This is a genomic window from Deltaproteobacteria bacterium (assembly GCA_016874755.1).
GTDB lineage: Bacteria > Desulfobacterota > Binatia > UBA9968 > UBA9968 > DP-20.
Genome location: VGTH01000022.1, coordinates 1 through 15,794 on the forward strand (window position 1 = coordinate 1; position 15,794 = coordinate 15,794).

The 15,794-nt window shown below is 57.9% G+C and carries 17 protein-coding genes; 2 read left to right on the plus strand and 15 right to left on the minus strand.

Annotated features, from left to right (window positions below; translation table 11 throughout):
• The first annotated feature begins 351 nt into the window (after window positions 1-351).
• On the plus strand, window positions 352-1,386 hold the full coding sequence (locus tag FJ145_14400) for a hypothetical protein (GenBank protein ID MBM4262607.1): 1,035 nt from the start codon (window positions 352-354) through the stop codon (window positions 1,384-1,386).
• A 257-nt stretch (window positions 1,387-1,643) separates the two neighbouring features.
• On the opposite strand, the gene FJ145_14405 is transcribed toward FJ145_14400, so the two are convergent.
• The 14 genes from FJ145_14405 to coxB form a co-directional block, all read right to left on the minus strand.
• A complete protein-coding gene (locus tag FJ145_14405; GenBank protein ID MBM4262608.1) occupies window positions 1,644-2,210 on the minus strand; it encodes a periplasmic heavy metal sensor in 567 nt (188 codons plus the stop codon).
• 109 nt (window positions 2,211-2,319) lie between these two features.
• A complete protein-coding gene (locus tag FJ145_14410) occupies window positions 2,320-2,805 on the minus strand; it encodes a DUF393 domain-containing protein (protein ID MBM4262609.1) in 486 nt (161 codons plus the stop codon).
• A gap of 258 nt (window positions 2,806-3,063) precedes the next feature.
• Entirely contained in the window at window positions 3,064-4,284 is a 1,221-nt protein-coding gene (locus tag FJ145_14415; protein ID MBM4262610.1) for an MFS transporter, read from the minus strand.
• A gap of 15 nt (window positions 4,285-4,299) precedes the next feature.
• Window positions 4,300-5,898, minus strand: coding sequence for a thiamine pyrophosphate-binding protein (locus FJ145_14420; GenBank protein ID MBM4262611.1), 1,599 nt, complete (start codon window positions 5,896-5,898; stop codon window positions 4,300-4,302).
• A 124-nt stretch (window positions 5,899-6,022) separates the two neighbouring features.
• Window positions 6,023-6,823: an aspartate dehydrogenase gene (locus FJ145_14425; protein ID MBM4262612.1), complete on the minus strand. Its 801-nt coding sequence runs from the start codon at window positions 6,821-6,823 to the stop codon at window positions 6,023-6,025.
• A 47-nt stretch (window positions 6,824-6,870) separates the two neighbouring features.
• The gene (locus FJ145_14430; protein MBM4262613.1) at window positions 6,871-7,296 is read right to left on the minus strand and encodes a DUF420 domain-containing protein; all 426 of its coding nucleotides are present in this window, start codon (window positions 7,294-7,296) and stop codon (window positions 6,871-6,873) included.
• Window positions 7,296-7,574: a hypothetical protein gene (locus FJ145_14435; GenBank protein MBM4262614.1), complete on the minus strand. Its 279-nt coding sequence runs from the start codon at window positions 7,572-7,574 to the stop codon at window positions 7,296-7,298. Before FJ145_14435 ends, FJ145_14430 begins: the two co-directional genes overlap by 1 nt.
• Before the next feature lie 18 nt (window positions 7,575-7,592).
• The gene (locus FJ145_14440) at window positions 7,593-8,210 is read right to left on the minus strand and encodes a cytochrome oxidase subunit III (GenBank protein MBM4262615.1); all 618 of its coding nucleotides are present in this window, start codon (window positions 8,208-8,210) and stop codon (window positions 7,593-7,595) included.
• Window positions 8,207-8,482, minus strand: coding sequence for a hypothetical protein (locus FJ145_14445; protein MBM4262616.1), 276 nt, complete (start codon window positions 8,480-8,482; stop codon window positions 8,207-8,209). Before FJ145_14445 ends, FJ145_14440 begins: the two co-directional genes overlap by 4 nt.
• Window positions 8,483-8,522: 40 nt before the next feature.
• On the minus strand, window positions 8,523-9,188 hold the full coding sequence (locus FJ145_14450) for a heme-copper oxidase subunit III (GenBank protein ID MBM4262617.1): 666 nt from the start codon (window positions 9,186-9,188) through the stop codon (window positions 8,523-8,525).
• Window positions 9,189-9,333: 145 nt separating this feature from the next.
• Complete coding sequence (gene cyoE, locus FJ145_14455) at window positions 9,334-10,239, minus strand: protoheme IX farnesyltransferase (protein ID MBM4262618.1); 906 nt, start codon at window positions 10,237-10,239, stop codon at window positions 9,334-9,336.
• Entirely contained in the window at window positions 10,236-11,201 is a 966-nt protein-coding gene (locus tag FJ145_14460) for a cytochrome oxidase assembly protein (protein MBM4262619.1), read from the minus strand. Before FJ145_14460 ends, cyoE begins: the two co-directional genes overlap by 4 nt.
• A gap of 14 nt (window positions 11,202-11,215) precedes the next feature.
• Complete coding sequence (locus FJ145_14465) at window positions 11,216-12,967, minus strand: cytochrome c oxidase subunit I (GenBank protein MBM4262620.1); 1,752 nt, start codon at window positions 12,965-12,967, stop codon at window positions 11,216-11,218.
• A gap of 95 nt (window positions 12,968-13,062) precedes the next feature.
• Window positions 13,063-14,085 carry a cytochrome c oxidase subunit II gene (coxB, locus tag FJ145_14470; protein ID MBM4262621.1) on the minus strand — a complete coding sequence of 341 codons (1,023 nt, stop codon included), beginning with the start codon at window positions 14,083-14,085 and terminating at the stop codon, window positions 13,063-13,065.
• Window positions 14,086-14,244: 159 nt separating this feature from the next.
• Here coxB and FJ145_14475 point away from each other — a divergent pair, with 159 nt between their 5' ends.
• Window positions 14,245-14,739 (plus strand): hypothetical protein, encoded by a 495-nt coding sequence (locus FJ145_14475; protein ID MBM4262622.1) that lies wholly within the window; start codon window positions 14,245-14,247, stop codon window positions 14,737-14,739.
• A gap of 61 nt (window positions 14,740-14,800) precedes the next feature.
• Here the strand turns inward: FJ145_14475 and FJ145_14480 are convergent, their stop codons facing one another.
• The gene (locus FJ145_14480) at window positions 14,801-15,781 is read right to left on the minus strand and encodes an ABC transporter substrate-binding protein (protein MBM4262623.1); all 981 of its coding nucleotides are present in this window, start codon (window positions 15,779-15,781) and stop codon (window positions 14,801-14,803) included.
• Window positions 15,782-15,794: the final 13 nt, after the last annotated feature.

The following is a 15,794-nucleotide window of genomic DNA, read 5'->3' on the forward strand; positions in this document are numbered from 1 at the left end:
GAGATCGTCGCTTAAAACGCAAATACGAATGCCGAAAAAATCAGTCAGTAAGAAAAATTGAAATAATCTACGAGCAGAGCTGGAGTATTACGTTTTTCGCTTGAAATTTTCAGCGGGATGTTCAGGCTTTGAGAATTGGTTTATTGAACTGAATTTCTCCTTCGAACAAATCTTACCTCTCGGAGTTAACGTCTTTGACGGTATCCCCGCAAAAGCAGTACGATAGCTGCGTGCAAAGGTCATGAGCGCCATGAAGAAAGCGTGGGAGCACGAAGCGCCGGTGGCATTGACCCACGTCTCGCGGCTCGTCATGCTCTTATGATAGACGTAGTACCTTAACGAGGAGGCCCGATGCGTATCATCGACACCCACTTTCACTGGTATCCGCGCTCGGTGTACGACACCCTGTGCAAGCGCACCGATTATCCGCGCGCGGTCCCGACTACGAACGGCGGATACATGGTTTCGCCGCACGAGGGTGCGGCGCGCCGCGATACCTGGGCCGATTGGTTCGACCTCGATGCGGCGTTGGAACACATGGATAAGGCCGCGGCCAAGATCGGCTGCGATTTCGGCGTGGTCTGCACCACCGGACCGGGCGGGGCGTTCTTCTCTGAAACCGATGCCGCGTACGGATACGCCGCCGCGCAGACGTGGAACGATGAGATGGCCGGCGCGGTCTCGCGCTATCCCGGTAAGGTTTGGGCGAGCGGGGTCGTGCCGCTGCAGGACCCCAAGCGGGCCGTCGACGAGCTTGAACGGGCGATGAAGTTGGGGCTCGTCGGCATAAATATTCCGGGAACCATCGGGCCGCGCGGAACAACGCACATCGACGACCCGAGCCTGGAGCCGGTGTACGACTGCGCGGAAAAGCTTGGGGCCATGCTTTTCCTCCACCCAACTGACGTGGTCTTCCCCGAACTCTGCGACGGCAAGGAGGGCGCGCTTTACAACGCGCTCGGCAGGATTCTCGACCTGAGCTTGACGATTTATCGCCTCGTGGTCTCTGGTGTCATGGAGCGCCATCCCGCTCTCAAGGTCTACGTCTCGCATGCGGGCGGCGCACTGCCGTACCAGTCGGGGCGCATGGATAAAAACTCCAACGCGGCGAATCTACCGCGTCCGCCGAGCGAGTACTTAAAGCGCATGTACACCGACACCGTACAGCCGCACGCTCTCGGGATGAAATTGGCCATCGACTACTACGGCATCGACCACGTGATGTATGGCGACGACTATCCTTGCTGGGACCCCAACCCGGCGCTCGAAGTGTTCGCGGAGCTCGGTTTGTCCAAGGAAGACCAGCAAAGAATCCTGTGCGACAACGCCCGGCGTGTCCTCAATCTCAAAGAGCCGGTGCCGGCGAAGCAAGCGGCGACCGCCTGAGCGTAGCTGGATTTCCTTTACCGAAGGCGGCTACTCTTCTCACGAGAGGCCGGCGGCGGAACTCCTTTACATCCGCGGCGGCGGTCGGCAAACTTTGGCCGCGCTCGCCGGCAGCCATGTCAACTTTTCCTGATAGTGATTCGTTCTTGGCCACCGTCGCCTGCTCATTGCGATGAGGCTTGGCGAAGCGTTTGAAAATCTCCTCTCCGATTTTTGCGTCCTTTCTGTACTTGGCTGAATCGGTATCCGGCGCGCGCCTATTCGGTCGCAGGCGGATTGCTACCCCGCGGCGTGCGGGCGACGCGCGGTGGCGGCGTTAGCTCGGCCAGTTTCTTTTTCTGCTCAGAGTTCAATACGGCTTTCGCTTGCTCGATGGTGCGTAGGCGGGCGATCCGCAGGTCGGCGCGGAGTTTTTCTGCTTCGCGAATTTTCGCCTCCACTTTCGCCATGTCCACTGGCTCGTTGTCGAGCAGGGCCGCAATATCGAGCTCGACGATGCGCGCATCCGCGTCGTTACGAATACTCTGCTTTTCGAAATCGTCGCGCAATTGTTCGAGCTTTTTCACCTGGGCGTCGGATAATCCGAGGCGCTCGCGACTATTCAACATCAGCGAAATGATCGGGCGATTTTCGCGCGATTCGCGGCCGCCGAGCCAATCACGCAGTTGGCCGCCGCGTTCCTGCATCGCGCGTTGGAAGCGTTCCCACAGATCGACCCATTCGGCCGGTACCGGTGGTCGGGAACGATCGGGCTCAGCGGCGCGCGCGACGCCGGCCAAGAGCAGCAGCACAGAGAGTACACGGACAGCAAGATACGTTCGCATGCGATCCTCCACACGCGCGCCAACTGCGCGTTTAACACTCCGTTAGACGCTAAAATTGTAGAAATTATTGGCTGCGAAGGCAAAGATCGCGGCCTGCGGTATTGCGCCGTCAGTCATCGAGCAGCAGGCGATCGCGATCTGCCGGTGAAAGCAGCGCGCAGGATTCGACGCGGCCAAACCAACGGATACGATTGCGCGCTATCCAGCGGTAAAAAAAATCACGCAGAGCCTGGGGCACCCACAGCAGCATGGTAGAAAGTCGCCAGATCCCACCCAGCCGCGCCACCGCGCGCAGGGTGGCCTCGGAGCGATAGTGGACACCGTCTTCGTCCCACAGCGCCACGGAGCCTTCTTCAAAACCTTCAGGAAGCGGTGGCAGTTTCTGCGCCGCGAGCTCGCCTTGCAACGGCGCAAAGCGCAGCACACGGCGCCGGTCGCGCGCTATTAGCCAGCGCACGGTGCGATTGCACAGACCGCATTCGCCGTCGAAAAACAGCACCGGCGCTGCGACACTAACGTTCGTGTGTTGAGGGTATTGAGCTTCAGCGATTTTACTCATGCCGCGCTTTACGGACAGACCCGCTAGACTCATCATGTCACCTTGGCGGCGAAAGCCAAGCCCACCGGACGGGCGACCACAAGGGTCGCCCCTACACCGTCAAATCCGAAGACCACGAAGTGCGGAGAAGACTTTTTGACTCTCTTCTCTTACTTTCGTGATCTTCGTGTCCTTCGTGGTGAAAATTTCCTCTCCCAGTTTTGCGCCTTCTGCGGTCAAATTTCTTATCCGCTTTGATTGCGCTTCTCACTGGCCACTTCGCGGTGAAAATCCCCTCGGGTCTCAAGCCACAAACTAGCGCACCCGTTTCGGTTCTTCGAGCAGTATCGCGAGGCCGATGACGCCGGCGGTAATCGCTGCGGAAAGGCTAAACCAGCCGACCGGATAGGAGCCGGTGCGATCGACGATGTAGCCGAACAACGGCGTGCCGAGCGTAGCGGCAGCAGCGTTGAAGGTGATCATCATGCCGAGCGCCTGACCGGCGCGCGCCTTGCCGGCGAGCTCGCCGGCCAATGCGTAGGACACGCCTTGATAACCGACCAACGACACACCGGCGAGAAAAAGAATGACCATCACGAGAAACACCGGCGATTGCGGCGTCATCCAGCCCAACGCCGTGGTTAATAGCGCCGAGCAAATGCCGATCAAGACCAGAACGATCTTGCGCCGCCCGCCGAATAGTTTGTCGCTCGCCACGCCCCAGCCGATGCGCCCGATCACTGCGCCGCCTTGGGTCAGCGCCAATGCTTGACTCGCCCAGTAGGCAGAAAAACCCATCGAGTCTTTGAGATAGAGCGGCACGTAGGTAATCAATGACATTTGCCCAATCAGATAGAGCCCGGTGCCGACGCTGATCGGCACGAATTTCCAGACATTCAAGGGTTCATTGGCTGCCTGTGCGGCGGTCTCGCGATCTTCCTCGGGTGCATGTTTTTCATCCGGCTCGCGCCACCAAAACGAAAACAAAAAGCCGAAAAAAAAATTGATCGCGCCCAACGCCGCCAAGGCACCGCGCCAGCCCATCAGCAGCACGAGCTGCGGCGCCAGCATCGCCGTCAGCACGCCACCGGCGGGCACGCCGGTCTGTTTGGTGCCCATCGCTGTGGCGCGCTCGTCGCGATGGAACCAGGCCATGACGCCCTTGCTCGAGGACGGATTGAGAAAAGCGTAACCCAAGCCGGCGAGAAAGAAACTCGCGCAGCCCCAGGTAAACGACGGCATCAGCGCCGCGCCGAACGTGCACACACCGACGGCCAAATGGCCCTGCAGCGTCGTCCGGCGCACGCCGAGGCGATCCGCCAGTTTGCCGGCAAAAAACGAAAAGCCGGTCATGGCGAGGTAAAACGATGAGAAGAACAAGCCGACTTGAGCGCGCGTCAGCCCCAAGTCGTCTTTGTAGAAAGGCCCCAGCGTGTTGATGCCGTACTGCGCGGCGGCAGCGATGATGTGTGAGGTCGTGATCAGCGCGAGAATGGTCCAGCGAAAACGATCGCGCGCAGCGGCAGACTCAGCCATCAGATTTGCTGCGCTTCAATCGAACACCGTCGAGGAATAGCTTTCGACATCGGTGAACGCCTCGACCACACTCGGGCCACCGAGAGAAAAAGCCCACGCCAGCGCGGCGCGAAACTCATCAGCCGTCTTGGCACCGCGGCACGGCACACCGAAATAGTGCGCCGGCGATTCCGGCGGCGGGCCGAGAAAAACCCCGGAGAGCGGATTGTGATTGTGTTCCTGTTTGCGCTTCATCAAGCCGAGCCAGCCGTCGTTGAGCACCACGATCGGCACAGCGAGATTCAAGCGGCGCGCCAACGCCAACTCACCGCCGGTCATTTGAAAGCCGCCGTCGCCAACGACACAAACAACCTGTCGTTCGGGATGAACCAATTTCGCTGCGTACGCTGCAGGCATGCCGTAGCCCATCGACGACCAACCGTTGGTCGCCAACAAAGTCTTCGGCAAATCCGTGCGCCATTGGGAAGCAATCTGATGCGTATGCGCGCCGACGTCGTAAGCGAGTATGCCGTCGACCGAAAGTTTGTCCCGCAGGATGTCGATTGCGTGATGCGCAGCGAATGCGCTCATCACCGGGCGCAGCGCGCGATCGAGCAACTCGCGCTGCGCGGCAAATTCTTCCAGCGTCCAGTCGTTTTTTGTTGGGGGAATCCGGTTAAGCGCTTCGACCGCTGGGTCGAAGTCACACGCAGTGTTCCAAACGAAGTTGAGCCCGTTTCCCGGCTCCGCCGCTTCGTTGCTGATATGAACGATCGGTGTGTTTTGTTTCACCCATTCTTCGTAATTGATCTCAATGGGGTCGTAGCCAACGGCGATGACGAGATCAGCCTGATCGGTGAATTTTTTGACATCGGTTCGGCGCGCGCGGCCGATGACGCCGCCCCAATGCGGATGGCTTTCTGGCAGAAAACCCTTGCCATGGAGCGTCGTCACAAACGGCAGTTTTTGCTTGTCGATGAAACGTTTCAGTTCGGCGCCGGCCTTGCTGCGCGTAAACGTAAGTCCGGTGATAACCAACGGTCGTCGCGCGTTTTGCAGTGCCAGGGTCAGCGCAGAACGCAGATCATTGGACAAATCCGGCTCCGCAGCGAAATTTTCCCGTCTCGCCGTGCCGGCCACCGTATTCGCGCGCGCAATATCTTCGGGCAAGTCCAAGTGCACAGGTCCCGGCGGTTCACCAGTGGCGATCGCCAAAGCTTGCGCCAGCGTTTCGCTGACCCGGCCATCGCGCAGAGAAAAAGTCGCCTTGGTCAAAGGCTTGAACAGCGCGTGGTGATCGATGCGCATCTGAATGCGCCGCTCCAACCACGCCGAACCGACGTTGCATGTGATCGCCAACGCCGGCGCGCGATCGAGCCAGGCGCAGCCGACACCGGTGGTAAGATTGGTCGCGCCCGGGCCTACGGTAGAAACACAAACCCCGGGCACGCCGGTGAGATAACCGACTGTGCTCGCCATGAACCCAGCCGATGTTTCACTGGCGGTAAGCACGAATTTGACCGAACTCTGCCGCAGCGCTTCGATCAGCGGCAGCACTGGCCCGCTGGGAATGCCAAACACCCAGCGCACGCCGGCGGCTTCGAGGATGCGGACGATGAGATCGCTGTTATTCATGTGTATGGGAAAAATACTTCACCACGAAGACGCGAAGGACACGGAGTTCGGATAGAAGTTTTGTTTATTGCTTTTCTTGCCTCGGTGATCTTCGTGTCTGCGTGGTGAAAGTTTCTCAGCGCCACTAGTTGCCTATCCGCACCGGATCGATCGCGTCCTGCACTGCGCGGATGATCGACAGCGCCGTGAGCTTGCCGGTTTTCGGATTTTCGCTCGGGATATTTTCAATGTGCACGTGGAGCAAGCCAAACTCGCCTTCGATGTCGATATCGTGATGGTTGCGCGCCTGGCCGGGGACAGCGACGATGCGCACGCGGGTCTTGTCCGGGCCGATGCCCGCCAGGCTGACCGCGCCGGTGACGTTGACGTTGGCCGGAAATCCTCGGCAGGCTTCGCGCGCGTTGCCGGAAAAAACCTCTTTTCCCTCTGTGAGCCCGAGCAGCGAAATGCCCCGCTCAACGAGATAAGGCGCGCCTTCCAAACCGAGCGGCGGTTTGCGCGTCGTGTGGGTCACGTGCTTGATCGCGCCCACCGATGCCGACTTGATGCCGTCCAAACCAGCGATGGCACCGGAAGGCAGGTAGAGGCGGCAACCCGTTTTGCGCGACAGCTCCATGATCTCGGGATGTTCCACCACCGCGCCGACACTAATCACCATCAGCTCCTTGCCCGCGGCGAAAGCTTTTTGCGCCAATTCCAATACAACATCGCCGCCGGCGGCCTCGATTACTAAGTCCGACGCCGCGATCAACCCGTCGAGGGACATGTAAGGAGGCGGATTCTTAAACGCCGTGAGAAACTCACGCGCCTTCGACTCGGTCCGGCTGGTGACCGCGGCAACCCGCACAGCAAGCTTGCCGTCTTCAACCGCTTTGATGAGCGCTTTGCCGATCGCCCCGCAACCGACGATACCGATGGATTTCATGTTATTCTCCACTAACGACAACCTGTATCGCGAAGCTTTTCAGCCTGTCAATCCGATGGCACAAGCACATACAGCATCCAGTAAACCACCACCCCGGTCACCGAAACATACAGCCAAATCGGCAACGTCCAGCGGGCAATCCGCCGGTGGGCGTCAAACCTTGCGCGCAGCGCGCGCGAAAGGGTCATCAGCACCAGCGGCACCATCGCCGTGGCGAGGACTGTGTGCGTGATCAGAATCGTGAAATAGACCGGACGAATCCAGCCCTGGCCCTGGAACTTCACCGAGCCGACGTTGAAGTGATAGATCAAATACGAAATCAAGAACAACACCGAGCTGGCGCACGCCAGCAGCATGCAGCGGCGGTGCGCTTCACGATTTTTCGCGCGAATGAAAAGATAGCCGGTGAAAAGCAAAACGGCGCTGAGTGAGTTCAGCGCCGCGTTGAGAGTCGGTAGATCGGTGAGCGAAATCAATGGGGATAGATATCCGGCAGCAGCATCAGGATCAAAAAAACGCAAAGCGCAAAGGGCACAAGCGCGATGATCGTCAGCGTCTTTTTCTCCATCTTCAAATGCATGAAATGCAAAGCCACCAACGCCGCCTTCCAAACCGCCAATATTACCAGGATCGCCGCCAACGTCATCTTCGACAGACCGAGAAAAGTCACCGCAACTTCGATGACCGTCAGGACCGTCAAGATGACGAAGATTTTAATGTAGTTATGCTGCGAGTGGGCCGCCGTGGACATGTTTTCCTCTCGGTTCTGCTAGAGCAAATAAACGAACGTAAAGATCAAGATCCAGACCAGATCGACGAAGTGCCAGTACAACCCGGCGATCTCGACGTGCTTGGCCTGATAGCGACCGCGATTGACCGCCATCAAAACGCAGATGTTGTAAATCACGCCGCCGGTCACGTGCATGCCGTGGAAACCCGTTAAGATAAAAAACGTCGTGGCAAACAGATCCTTGCTGAAAGTCAGATTGTACTTGGGCAGTATGTCTGTAAACAGATGCGTCCATTCATAGGCTTGCAGGCCAAGAAAGATCGCGCCGCCAAGGATGGTAAAGCCCATGAACTTTTTAAATTTGGCTTTGTTGCCGTCTTGGATCGCCGCCAACGCCAGCACCATGGTGACACTGCTGACAATCAGCAAAAATGTCATCATCGCCGTCAGGTTGATGCCCAGAACTTCGGAAGGCACTGGCCAACTCTTGCTCGCGTAGCGCAAGATGCCATAACCGACGATCAAAGCGCCGAACGACATGGCGTCGCCGGCGAGAAACAACCACATGCCGAGCTTGCCCCAGCTCTCCGGGGTGAGCGGCTTTTCCGCCGGCTGGACATGTCCATGTCCGCCGTGCGCCGCAACAGCCTCACTCATCTTGCACTTTCCTCCTGATTCAAAGCTATCGGAGCCACCGTTTCTTGCGATTCGTTATCGCGCTTGGCGACCGCCCGTCGATAGGCCACGAAAAGAACCGTTCCAATGGTGCCAAACACCAGGTACGGCGTCGCCAGCAAAAATAGCACGCTGGCATTGAAGCCCCCGGCGGTGGGATCGTTCTCGCCGGTGATGCAAACCGAACAGGCATACGCGCGCTGTGCCAGCGCTACAAGCACGCCGCACGCTACACCAAGAACCTTCGCCTTCATAAAATTATCTTTCGATAACTAGCCCAACCCTGCTGCTCTGTCAATAAAGATAAACCAGCCCGTAGAGCACCGGCCAAAGCGCGACGACGAACATCCAGTACATGTTGCAGGTCTGCACGCCGACATGCTGCCGGCCAGTGTAGCTGCCCTGACGGGCTTGCAGCAAAACCACCAACAGCCAGGTCAATCCGCCGAACACGTGCAGCGCGTGAAAGCCGATCAGCGTGTAAAACAGCCCGCCGTAGACACTGCTGCTCACGGTCAGACCAAAGCGCAGGAGCTGCGCCCACTCGTAGCCTTGTATGAACAAAAAAGCCGTCCCCAGCGCTGCCGTAATGGCAAGATACCGCACCAGCCCAATGCGATCGCTCACCCGCGCGGCTTTCAAGGCGCGCCACATGGTAAAAGCGCTGGCGATCAGGATGATCGTGTTGACACCGGTCACCCCCACCGGTAGACGCGGCTGAAAGGGCGGCGGCCAATGCACGGCGTTGACTCGAAAAACCAGATAGGCGCCGATCAATCCGGCGAAAAACATCACTTCGGCGCCGAGAAACATGACTACGGCCAACCAAGCATTTGCGGCGATCGGCCGGTTCGGCCGCACCGGCGGCGCCGGTGGCTCGCCGCCACCGAAGCGCGCCGCTTTGCCGACGGCAACCGGCTCGAACTCGGTCAACTTCCTCGCGGTCGATTCTTGCGCCATGGCTCGCTACCTCATCAGTACGCGATGATAAAAGCGACGACTGCGGCGATGTAAAGCAAGATAAACCCACTTAACAAGAGGCCGAAGCGGGATATCTTCGGCTGCCACTTGGCTGCCGTATGTCGGTCCATGGTGGTCATTGTACTCAATGAGGCACTCGATCTAAAGCCATCACCAGCAATGACACGGGAAGATAGATGAGCGAGGCAAAAAGCAAGTGGCGCGCCCGCCTGAGGGTCGAGTCAAGTACTAAGCGAATGCCATAGACCAGAAAGCCAACGCCCAGCGCAAACGCCACCACGAAATAAATCGGCCCAGCGACACCCAAGAGCGTCGGCAAGAGGCTCACCACTAAAAGGGCCGCCGTGTGGCTAACGATTTGTCGACTCGTGCTGCTGCCTTCGGGCTCGATCACCGGCAGAAATTGAATACCGGCTTTTGCATAATCTTCACAGTAAAGCCGCGCAATCGCCAGCGTATGCGGCACCTGCCACAGAAACATGATGGCAAATAAAACCCATGCCGACACGTCCAGGCTATCGCGCGCGGCGACCCAGCCGATGACCGGCGGCAGAGCGCCCGGCACCGCACCCACGAGCATGCACAGGGAGCTGCGCGGCTTCATCGGCGTGTAAAGAACCAGATAGCTCAGAGTGATAAACGCCGTAACCAAAGCGCTCAACAAGCTCACCGCTAACCAGAGGTAGACCAGGCCCGCCAAGGCGACGGCGACGCCGAACCAAAGCGCCTCACGCGCGGCGATGCGACCATCCGGCACGGGCCGGCGCCGGGTGCGTTCCATCAACGCATCGGTCTGGCGCTCCATGAACTGATTGAGCGCCAACGTGCCGCCGGCGGCTAGGGCGACGCCAAAGAGCATTTGCAGCAGGCGCAAATAATTCGGCACCTCACCGGAGCCGACATAAAATCCGACAAACGCCGTGATCAGAATCATCAAGACCACGCGCGGCTTGGTCAGTTCAAAAAAATCGGCGACGCGGCGCGCCACGAACGCGCCGGAGAGGATCGTGCTTTGGCTGCTCGAGCTCATGCGGGAAGCTGCTCCGATAGGACCTGACGACGACCGACAGCTGCGGTTGCGCCCCTCGAATAACGATACGCGCGCAGCGTCAAGACCACGCTGGTCGCCAACATCAATGCGCCGACGACCAGATGGGAGGTCGTTAATATTACAATCGCCTCGAACGGCCAACGTAGCGCAACGGTAAACTTGGCAAGGTAAGAAACGGTGCCGAGAATGACCTGCAGACCCAGTAAGATCGCCAGCCACACGGCCGGCCGCGCCAGCGTTTTTTGCTCGGCATGGGCACGCAACACCCGGAGCAGCAACAAGACCACGTGCACAGCGACCAGCGCGGCGAATAACAGATGGCCATCCAAGCGCTCGCCGGTGTGGCGCAAGAGCGCGCCGAAAATCACCTGCACGTAAATCAAACCGGTGGTGATCGCAGCAAGTCGGCGCAGCTTGCCGCCGTCAACGACGAGCGGATTTTTCATCTCGGTGCGCCATTCAGCCGAGGTAAAGACCGCCAGGCAGACGGTCAGGGCAAAGAACGCCTGAGCGAAACAGGCGTGCACGATGGCCAACGTGTCCCGCAGTAGCACAACTCGCAACCCGCCCAAGACGCCCTGGAAAATAACCAGGCCAAGGGCGAAGATACCCAACCAACGGAGCCAGTTGCGCGACTCCTTGAGCCACAATGTGACCGCCAAAACAATGGTGAGCAAGCCGACGCAGGAAGCCACCAAGCGGTGGCTGTGCTCATAGAAAATGCCGCCGATCATCTTCGACCACGGATAGAGAAACATGTTGTAGCCGAACGTTGTCGGCCAATCGGGAACCGCTAAGCCGACGCCAAGGCTGGTCACCAGCCCGCCGATAAAAAGGAGAGGAAGAGTCGCGCAGGAAAGTACAACCGCTAGGCGATGCGGCCAGGGAGAGAAGGACTGGGAAAGGACGGCATGGCCGCCCTTTCCGCTTTCCGCTTTCATACTTCTGCTTTCGATCAGTGCGCTCGGGCTGCCGCCTTGGTTCCCAGGTTCCTATCCTGCGGCAGCCAGTCTTCTTTTACTTCCGGAGAACTGTATTCGTAAGCACCGCGATACACCGTCGGCGTATGCTCGAAGTTGCCATGCGGCGTGGGGTACGGAACAGTCCACTCCAAAGTGTTCGCCTGCCAGGGGTTCTTCTCGGCCTTCTTACCGGCGATCAGGCTCCAAACGAAGTTCCACAGAAAGAAAATCTGCGATGCGCCGAGGAGCAGCGCGCTGACGGTAATAAACACATTCCAATGTTGCATGGGTTGCAGGAATTCATACTGCATCGGGTTGTAGATGCGCCGCATATGGCCGCCGACACCGAGAAAATGCATCGGGAAAAAGGCGCCGTTGAAGAAGATGTAGGTCAGAAAGAAATGCAACTTTGCCATGCCTTCGTTCATCGACCGGCCGAACATTTTTGGGAACCAGTAGTAAACGGCGGCGAACAAAGCGAAGACGATGCCGGCAACCACGTAGTGGAAATGCGCCACGATGTAATAGGTGTCGTGAATGAAGATATCGACCGGCGTCGAAGCCATGAAGATGCCGCTCAAGCCGCCGATCAAAAAGTTCGACACGAAACCGAGCGCAAACAGCATCGGCGCGGTGAAACGAATCGTGCCGCCCCAAAGTGTGCCGAGCCAATTGAAGGTCTTGATCGCTGACGGCACTGCAATGACCATGGTCGTCATCATGAACGCGGTGCCCAAAAGCGGGTTCATACCGCTGACGAACATATGATGGCCCCAGACGATCCAGGACAAAAACGCAATGGCGATCATTGAGAATGCCATAGCGTGGTAACCGAAGATCGGCTTACGAGAAAAAGTCGAAAGGATATCGGAGGTCACGCCCATGGCCGGCAACACCAGAATATAAACTTCCGGATGGCCGAAGAACCAGAACATATGCTGCCAGAGCAGCGGCTCACCGCCGCCTTCCGGCAAGAAGAAGCTCGTCCCCATGGTGCGGTCGAAAAGCAGCATCGCCAGCGCCGCCGTCAAAACCGGCAGCGCCAAAAGCAAGAGGATCGCGGTGACAAACAGCGACCAGACGGTCAGCGGCATGCGAAAATAGGTCATGCCCGGCGCGCGCATGTTGACGATGGTCGTAATGTAATTAATAGCGCCCATCAACGATGAAACGCCGTTGATGAGCAGGGCTATGATCCATAAATTCTGCCCCAGCCCAACACCGGTGTACTGGCTTCGCGCCGACAGCGTTGCGTAGCTCGTCCAACCTCCTCCCGCCGGCCCGCCAGCGACAAAGAAGCTCGCCAGCATCACGATGCCCGAGACAAACGACACCCAAAAAGAAAACATGTTGAGCTTGGGAAACGCCATGTCTCCCGCGCCAATCATCAAAGGAATCAGAAAATTGCCGAAGGTCCCGACCATGATCGGCATGACGACGAAGAAAATCATGATCGTGGCGTGCATGGTGAACAAGGCGTTATACGTTTGCGGCGGAATGATGCCGCCGCCCTTTTCACCGGGGTAAATGTAGGGCTCCGAGATAAAACCCAAACCCGGCACCGGTGTTTCCGGCCAAGCCAGCTGCCAGCGGACTAGCATGGCAAGCAAGCCGCCGACCAAGATCATGAATAAGCCCTGGAACAAAAACTGCCGCCCGATCATCTTATGATCGAGCGAAAAAATATAATGACTAATGAAACTCTGTTGATGGTGGCCGTGCGCCGCGTGGGCTGCTTCGCTCATCGCTTAAGATCCTCCGTCTAAAACTCAGAAACCTGCTTACTCTATGCGAGATTGGTTGGTTCGGCTCGTCCTGAGCCGTGCCGGCGTATAGTTCCTTACTGCTGGATGCTGACTTCCACTCGCCGGGCCTCAGCGTCGTTGCCCGTGCCGGTCGTTTCCTGCGGCTTTTGCATGACAACACGGTCTTCACCAATGCCGGCTGCTTTTAGCGCTTCACGCGCGGCCCTGGCGCGGTTTTTGGCGAGCTCTTCGTTTTGCGCCTTGTTGCCGGTGGGATCGTGATATCCGGAAATCACCGCTTTGCTGCTCGGGTTGGCATTGAGATAGTCGAGAATAACTTTCAACGTCTCCGGCGTTTCCTTGGGGAGAGCGTTGGCGCCCACTGCGAAATAGAGTTTGGCCGCCGGTGGAAGCGCGGCGGTTGCCGGAGCCGGAGCCGGCGCTTCGGCTTGGGCGGCCGGTTTGCCACCGAGGTTCTGGTCAGCCCATTTCTTGTAATCTTCCGCGCTATGCACGTAGAGCCAGCCCTTCATGCCCGAGTGGCCGAAGCCGCAGAGTTCGGCGCAGGGCAGCTCATATTTGCCGGCCTTGGTGGCCTCGAACCAGACAAGAATATTACGCCCCGGCACCGCGTCTTGTTTTAGGCGCAGGCTCGGTGCGAACAGGCTATGGATGACGTCCTTCGATGTCAGTTGAATGCGGATGACTTTATTGACCGGCACATGAATGTCGTTGTCGAACTTCACATCGTCTTCGGTGCCCAACTTGCCGTCAGCACCCGGGTAGGCGACGTCCCAATTGAACTGTTTTGCCGCCACTGAGATTTCAAAATCGCTCGCCGGCGCATGGCGCTTCACTTTGGCCCAGGTGTTGGCGCTCATGAAAGCCAACACAATCAGAATCGCCGCCGGCACGATGGTCCAAATGATTTCTAATGTCGTGTTGCCGTGGGAATAGGTCGCGCGCCGTCCCCCGGTTTCGCGATAGATAAAGAGAAACACCACCATCAGCACGGTTACCAATACGAACGCGACCGCGGTGATGTAGTAGATGAGAAAGAATAGTGAATCTATTTCACCGCCGTACGTCGAGACATTTTCCGGCAACCACTGAAGCATCTAGTCAACCATCCTTAAAAAATGATTTTGCGAAAATGGCGTGGAAACTTTTCTTTGCTAACACAGCGATTCCACCATTTCAAGCGAAAATCTCTTTGAATTACCAAGCTTTTATGCGATTGTGTGGCGCACTCTTACGAACTGAGATATTTTTTTTCGATGAATGTTTGGTACACCCTGAGCGCGTCGCTCCATCTGGTCGCGATCGCCCTATGGCTCGGCGGCATAGCCTTTTTTCTAGTGGTTTACGGCCCGGCAGTGCATCAATTGGAGCCCAATATCGGCATACGGGCGCTCCATCGCGGCCGTTTGGCTTTCGAAAAACTCTCCTGGCTGGCGATCATTGTGCTTCTGATCACCGGCATCGCCAACATCATACTGCGCAGCCATGCCAGCAACCTGCCGCTCGCGCCGTCCTACATGTTGGGCTTGTCCATCAAGCTCTTTCTTTTCCTGGCGATGGTGGTGCATCACTGCCTGCAGGTTTTCAAATATGGCCCGCAACTCGCCGCGTTGACGGAGCGGGCGCCGACCCATGCCATGGTTTGGCCCGAGGAGCTGCGCGCGCAATGGCAGCGCTGGTTCACGCTGCTTAAAATCAACGCGACGCTGGGGCCGATTGTGATACTGATGGGGTTGATGTTGACGCGTTAGTAAAGCGAAAAACCCGAAACAATCGATTTTTCGTGATTTTCCTGTGTTTCGTGGTTCTCGTCTAACCTTTCGGATACAAACTCTTGATCAAGCCGCTGTCTTCGAGCTGTCTGACGAAGCGGGTATCCATGAAAGCTTCCGGCGCGAAACTATTCGCCCGAGGATCGCGCACGGCCACCTGTTCGAGCACGAACTTTATCCCGCCCGCTGTCGGATAGGGCACGCGCTGCAGTTTGGGCGCGTAAAAGTCCACCGTGGAGGCAAGAATCGCGGCGTCTTTGATGCCGGTGTATTTGCCGGTGACTTTCATCGCCAACTCGCGATTGTTGATATAGAGCGCGATGGCTTCGGTGTAGGCGCGGACGAAGCGCTGCACCGTATCCATGTTGTCTTTGATGTAGGATTTTTTCACCGCCAGGCCGACAAACGGAAACTCCAATCCCAACTTGGCAATATCGGCCAGCTCTTTGAAGCCGATGCGCTTGCCGTGGTCCGTGAACGGGTCGGCCAACGCGCCGGCGGCGACGCGGCCGGATTGGATGCTGTTGAAAATGCCCGGATAGTCTTCGAGCTGGATCAGCGCGACATCTTTTTCCGGTTGGAGGCCAGCCCTGCGGATCGCGTAGCGCGCCGAGATGTCTGTGTTAGAGCCATAGCGAGTTACCCCCACGGCTTTACCTTTCAGATCTTCCATGCGGTTGACCGTGCCCATGATCACGATCGGCGTCGTATTGAGCGCGACAGCGACAAATGTCACATCCATGCCGGCAACACCCGCGGCGAGCATCGCAGGCCCGCCCATTTGTGACAATTGAATTTCGCCGGCGACCAAAGTCTGCGCCATGGTCGAGCCGCTACGGATGTAAGCCACATCGGCGCGCAGGCCATTTTTCTCGAACAGGCCGGCTTCGCGTGCCATCCACAATACGGCGTGCGGCCCCGAGGTCGCCGCGTACCCGGTCATCACGCGCGCCGGCGTCTGCGCCAAGGCCTGCTGGCCGCCGAGTAGCAACGCCAACAGAAAAAACATCGATCGAATCATTTGTCCTCCATTC

Coding starts and splice junctions, on each gene's coding strand:
- FJ145_14420 (MBM4262611.1), bottom strand. CDS start 5,898: ATGAATAACAGCGATCTCATCGTCCGCATCCTCGAAGCCGCCGGCGTG.
- FJ145_14480 (MBM4262623.1), bottom strand. CDS start 15,781: ATGATTCGATCGATGTTTTTTCTGTTGGCGTTGCTACTCGGCGGCCAG.
- FJ145_14400 (MBM4262607.1), top strand. CDS start 352: ATGCGTATCATCGACACCCACTTTCACTGGTATCCGCGCTCGGTGTAC.
- cyoE (MBM4262618.1), bottom strand. CDS start 10,239: ATGAGCTCGAGCAGCCAAAGCACGATCCTCTCCGGCGCGTTCGTGGCG.
- FJ145_14415 (MBM4262610.1), bottom strand. CDS start 4,284: ATGGCTGAGTCTGCCGCTGCGCGCGATCGTTTTCGCTGGACCATTCTC.
- FJ145_14450 (MBM4262617.1), bottom strand. CDS start 9,188: ATGGCGCAAGAATCGACCGCGAGGAAGTTGACCGAGTTCGAGCCGGTT.
- FJ145_14475 (MBM4262622.1), top strand. CDS start 14,245: ATGAATGTTTGGTACACCCTGAGCGCGTCGCTCCATCTGGTCGCGATC.
- FJ145_14435 (MBM4262614.1), bottom strand. CDS start 7,574: ATGTCCACGGCGGCCCACTCGCAGCATAACTACATTAAAATCTTCGTC.
- FJ145_14410 (MBM4262609.1), bottom strand. CDS start 2,805: ATGATGAGTCTAGCGGGTCTGTCCGTAAAGCGCGGCATGAGTAAAATC.
- FJ145_14405 (MBM4262608.1), bottom strand. CDS start 2,210: ATGCGAACGTATCTTGCTGTCCGTGTACTCTCTGTGCTGCTGCTCTTG.
- FJ145_14465 (MBM4262620.1), bottom strand. CDS start 12,967: ATGAGCGAAGCAGCCCACGCGGCGCACGGCCACCATCAACAGAGTTTC.
- FJ145_14460 (MBM4262619.1), bottom strand. CDS start 11,201: ATGAAAGCGGAAAGCGGAAAGGGCGGCCATGCCGTCCTTTCCCAGTCC.
- FJ145_14445 (MBM4262616.1), bottom strand. CDS start 8,482: ATGAAGGCGAAGGTTCTTGGTGTAGCGTGCGGCGTGCTTGTAGCGCTG.
- FJ145_14425 (MBM4262612.1), bottom strand. CDS start 6,823: ATGAAATCCATCGGTATCGTCGGTTGCGGGGCGATCGGCAAAGCGCTC.
- FJ145_14440 (MBM4262615.1), bottom strand. CDS start 8,210: ATGAGTGAGGCTGTTGCGGCGCACGGCGGACATGGACATGTCCAGCCG.
- coxB (MBM4262621.1), bottom strand. CDS start 14,085: ATGCTTCAGTGGTTGCCGGAAAATGTCTCGACGTACGGCGGTGAAATA.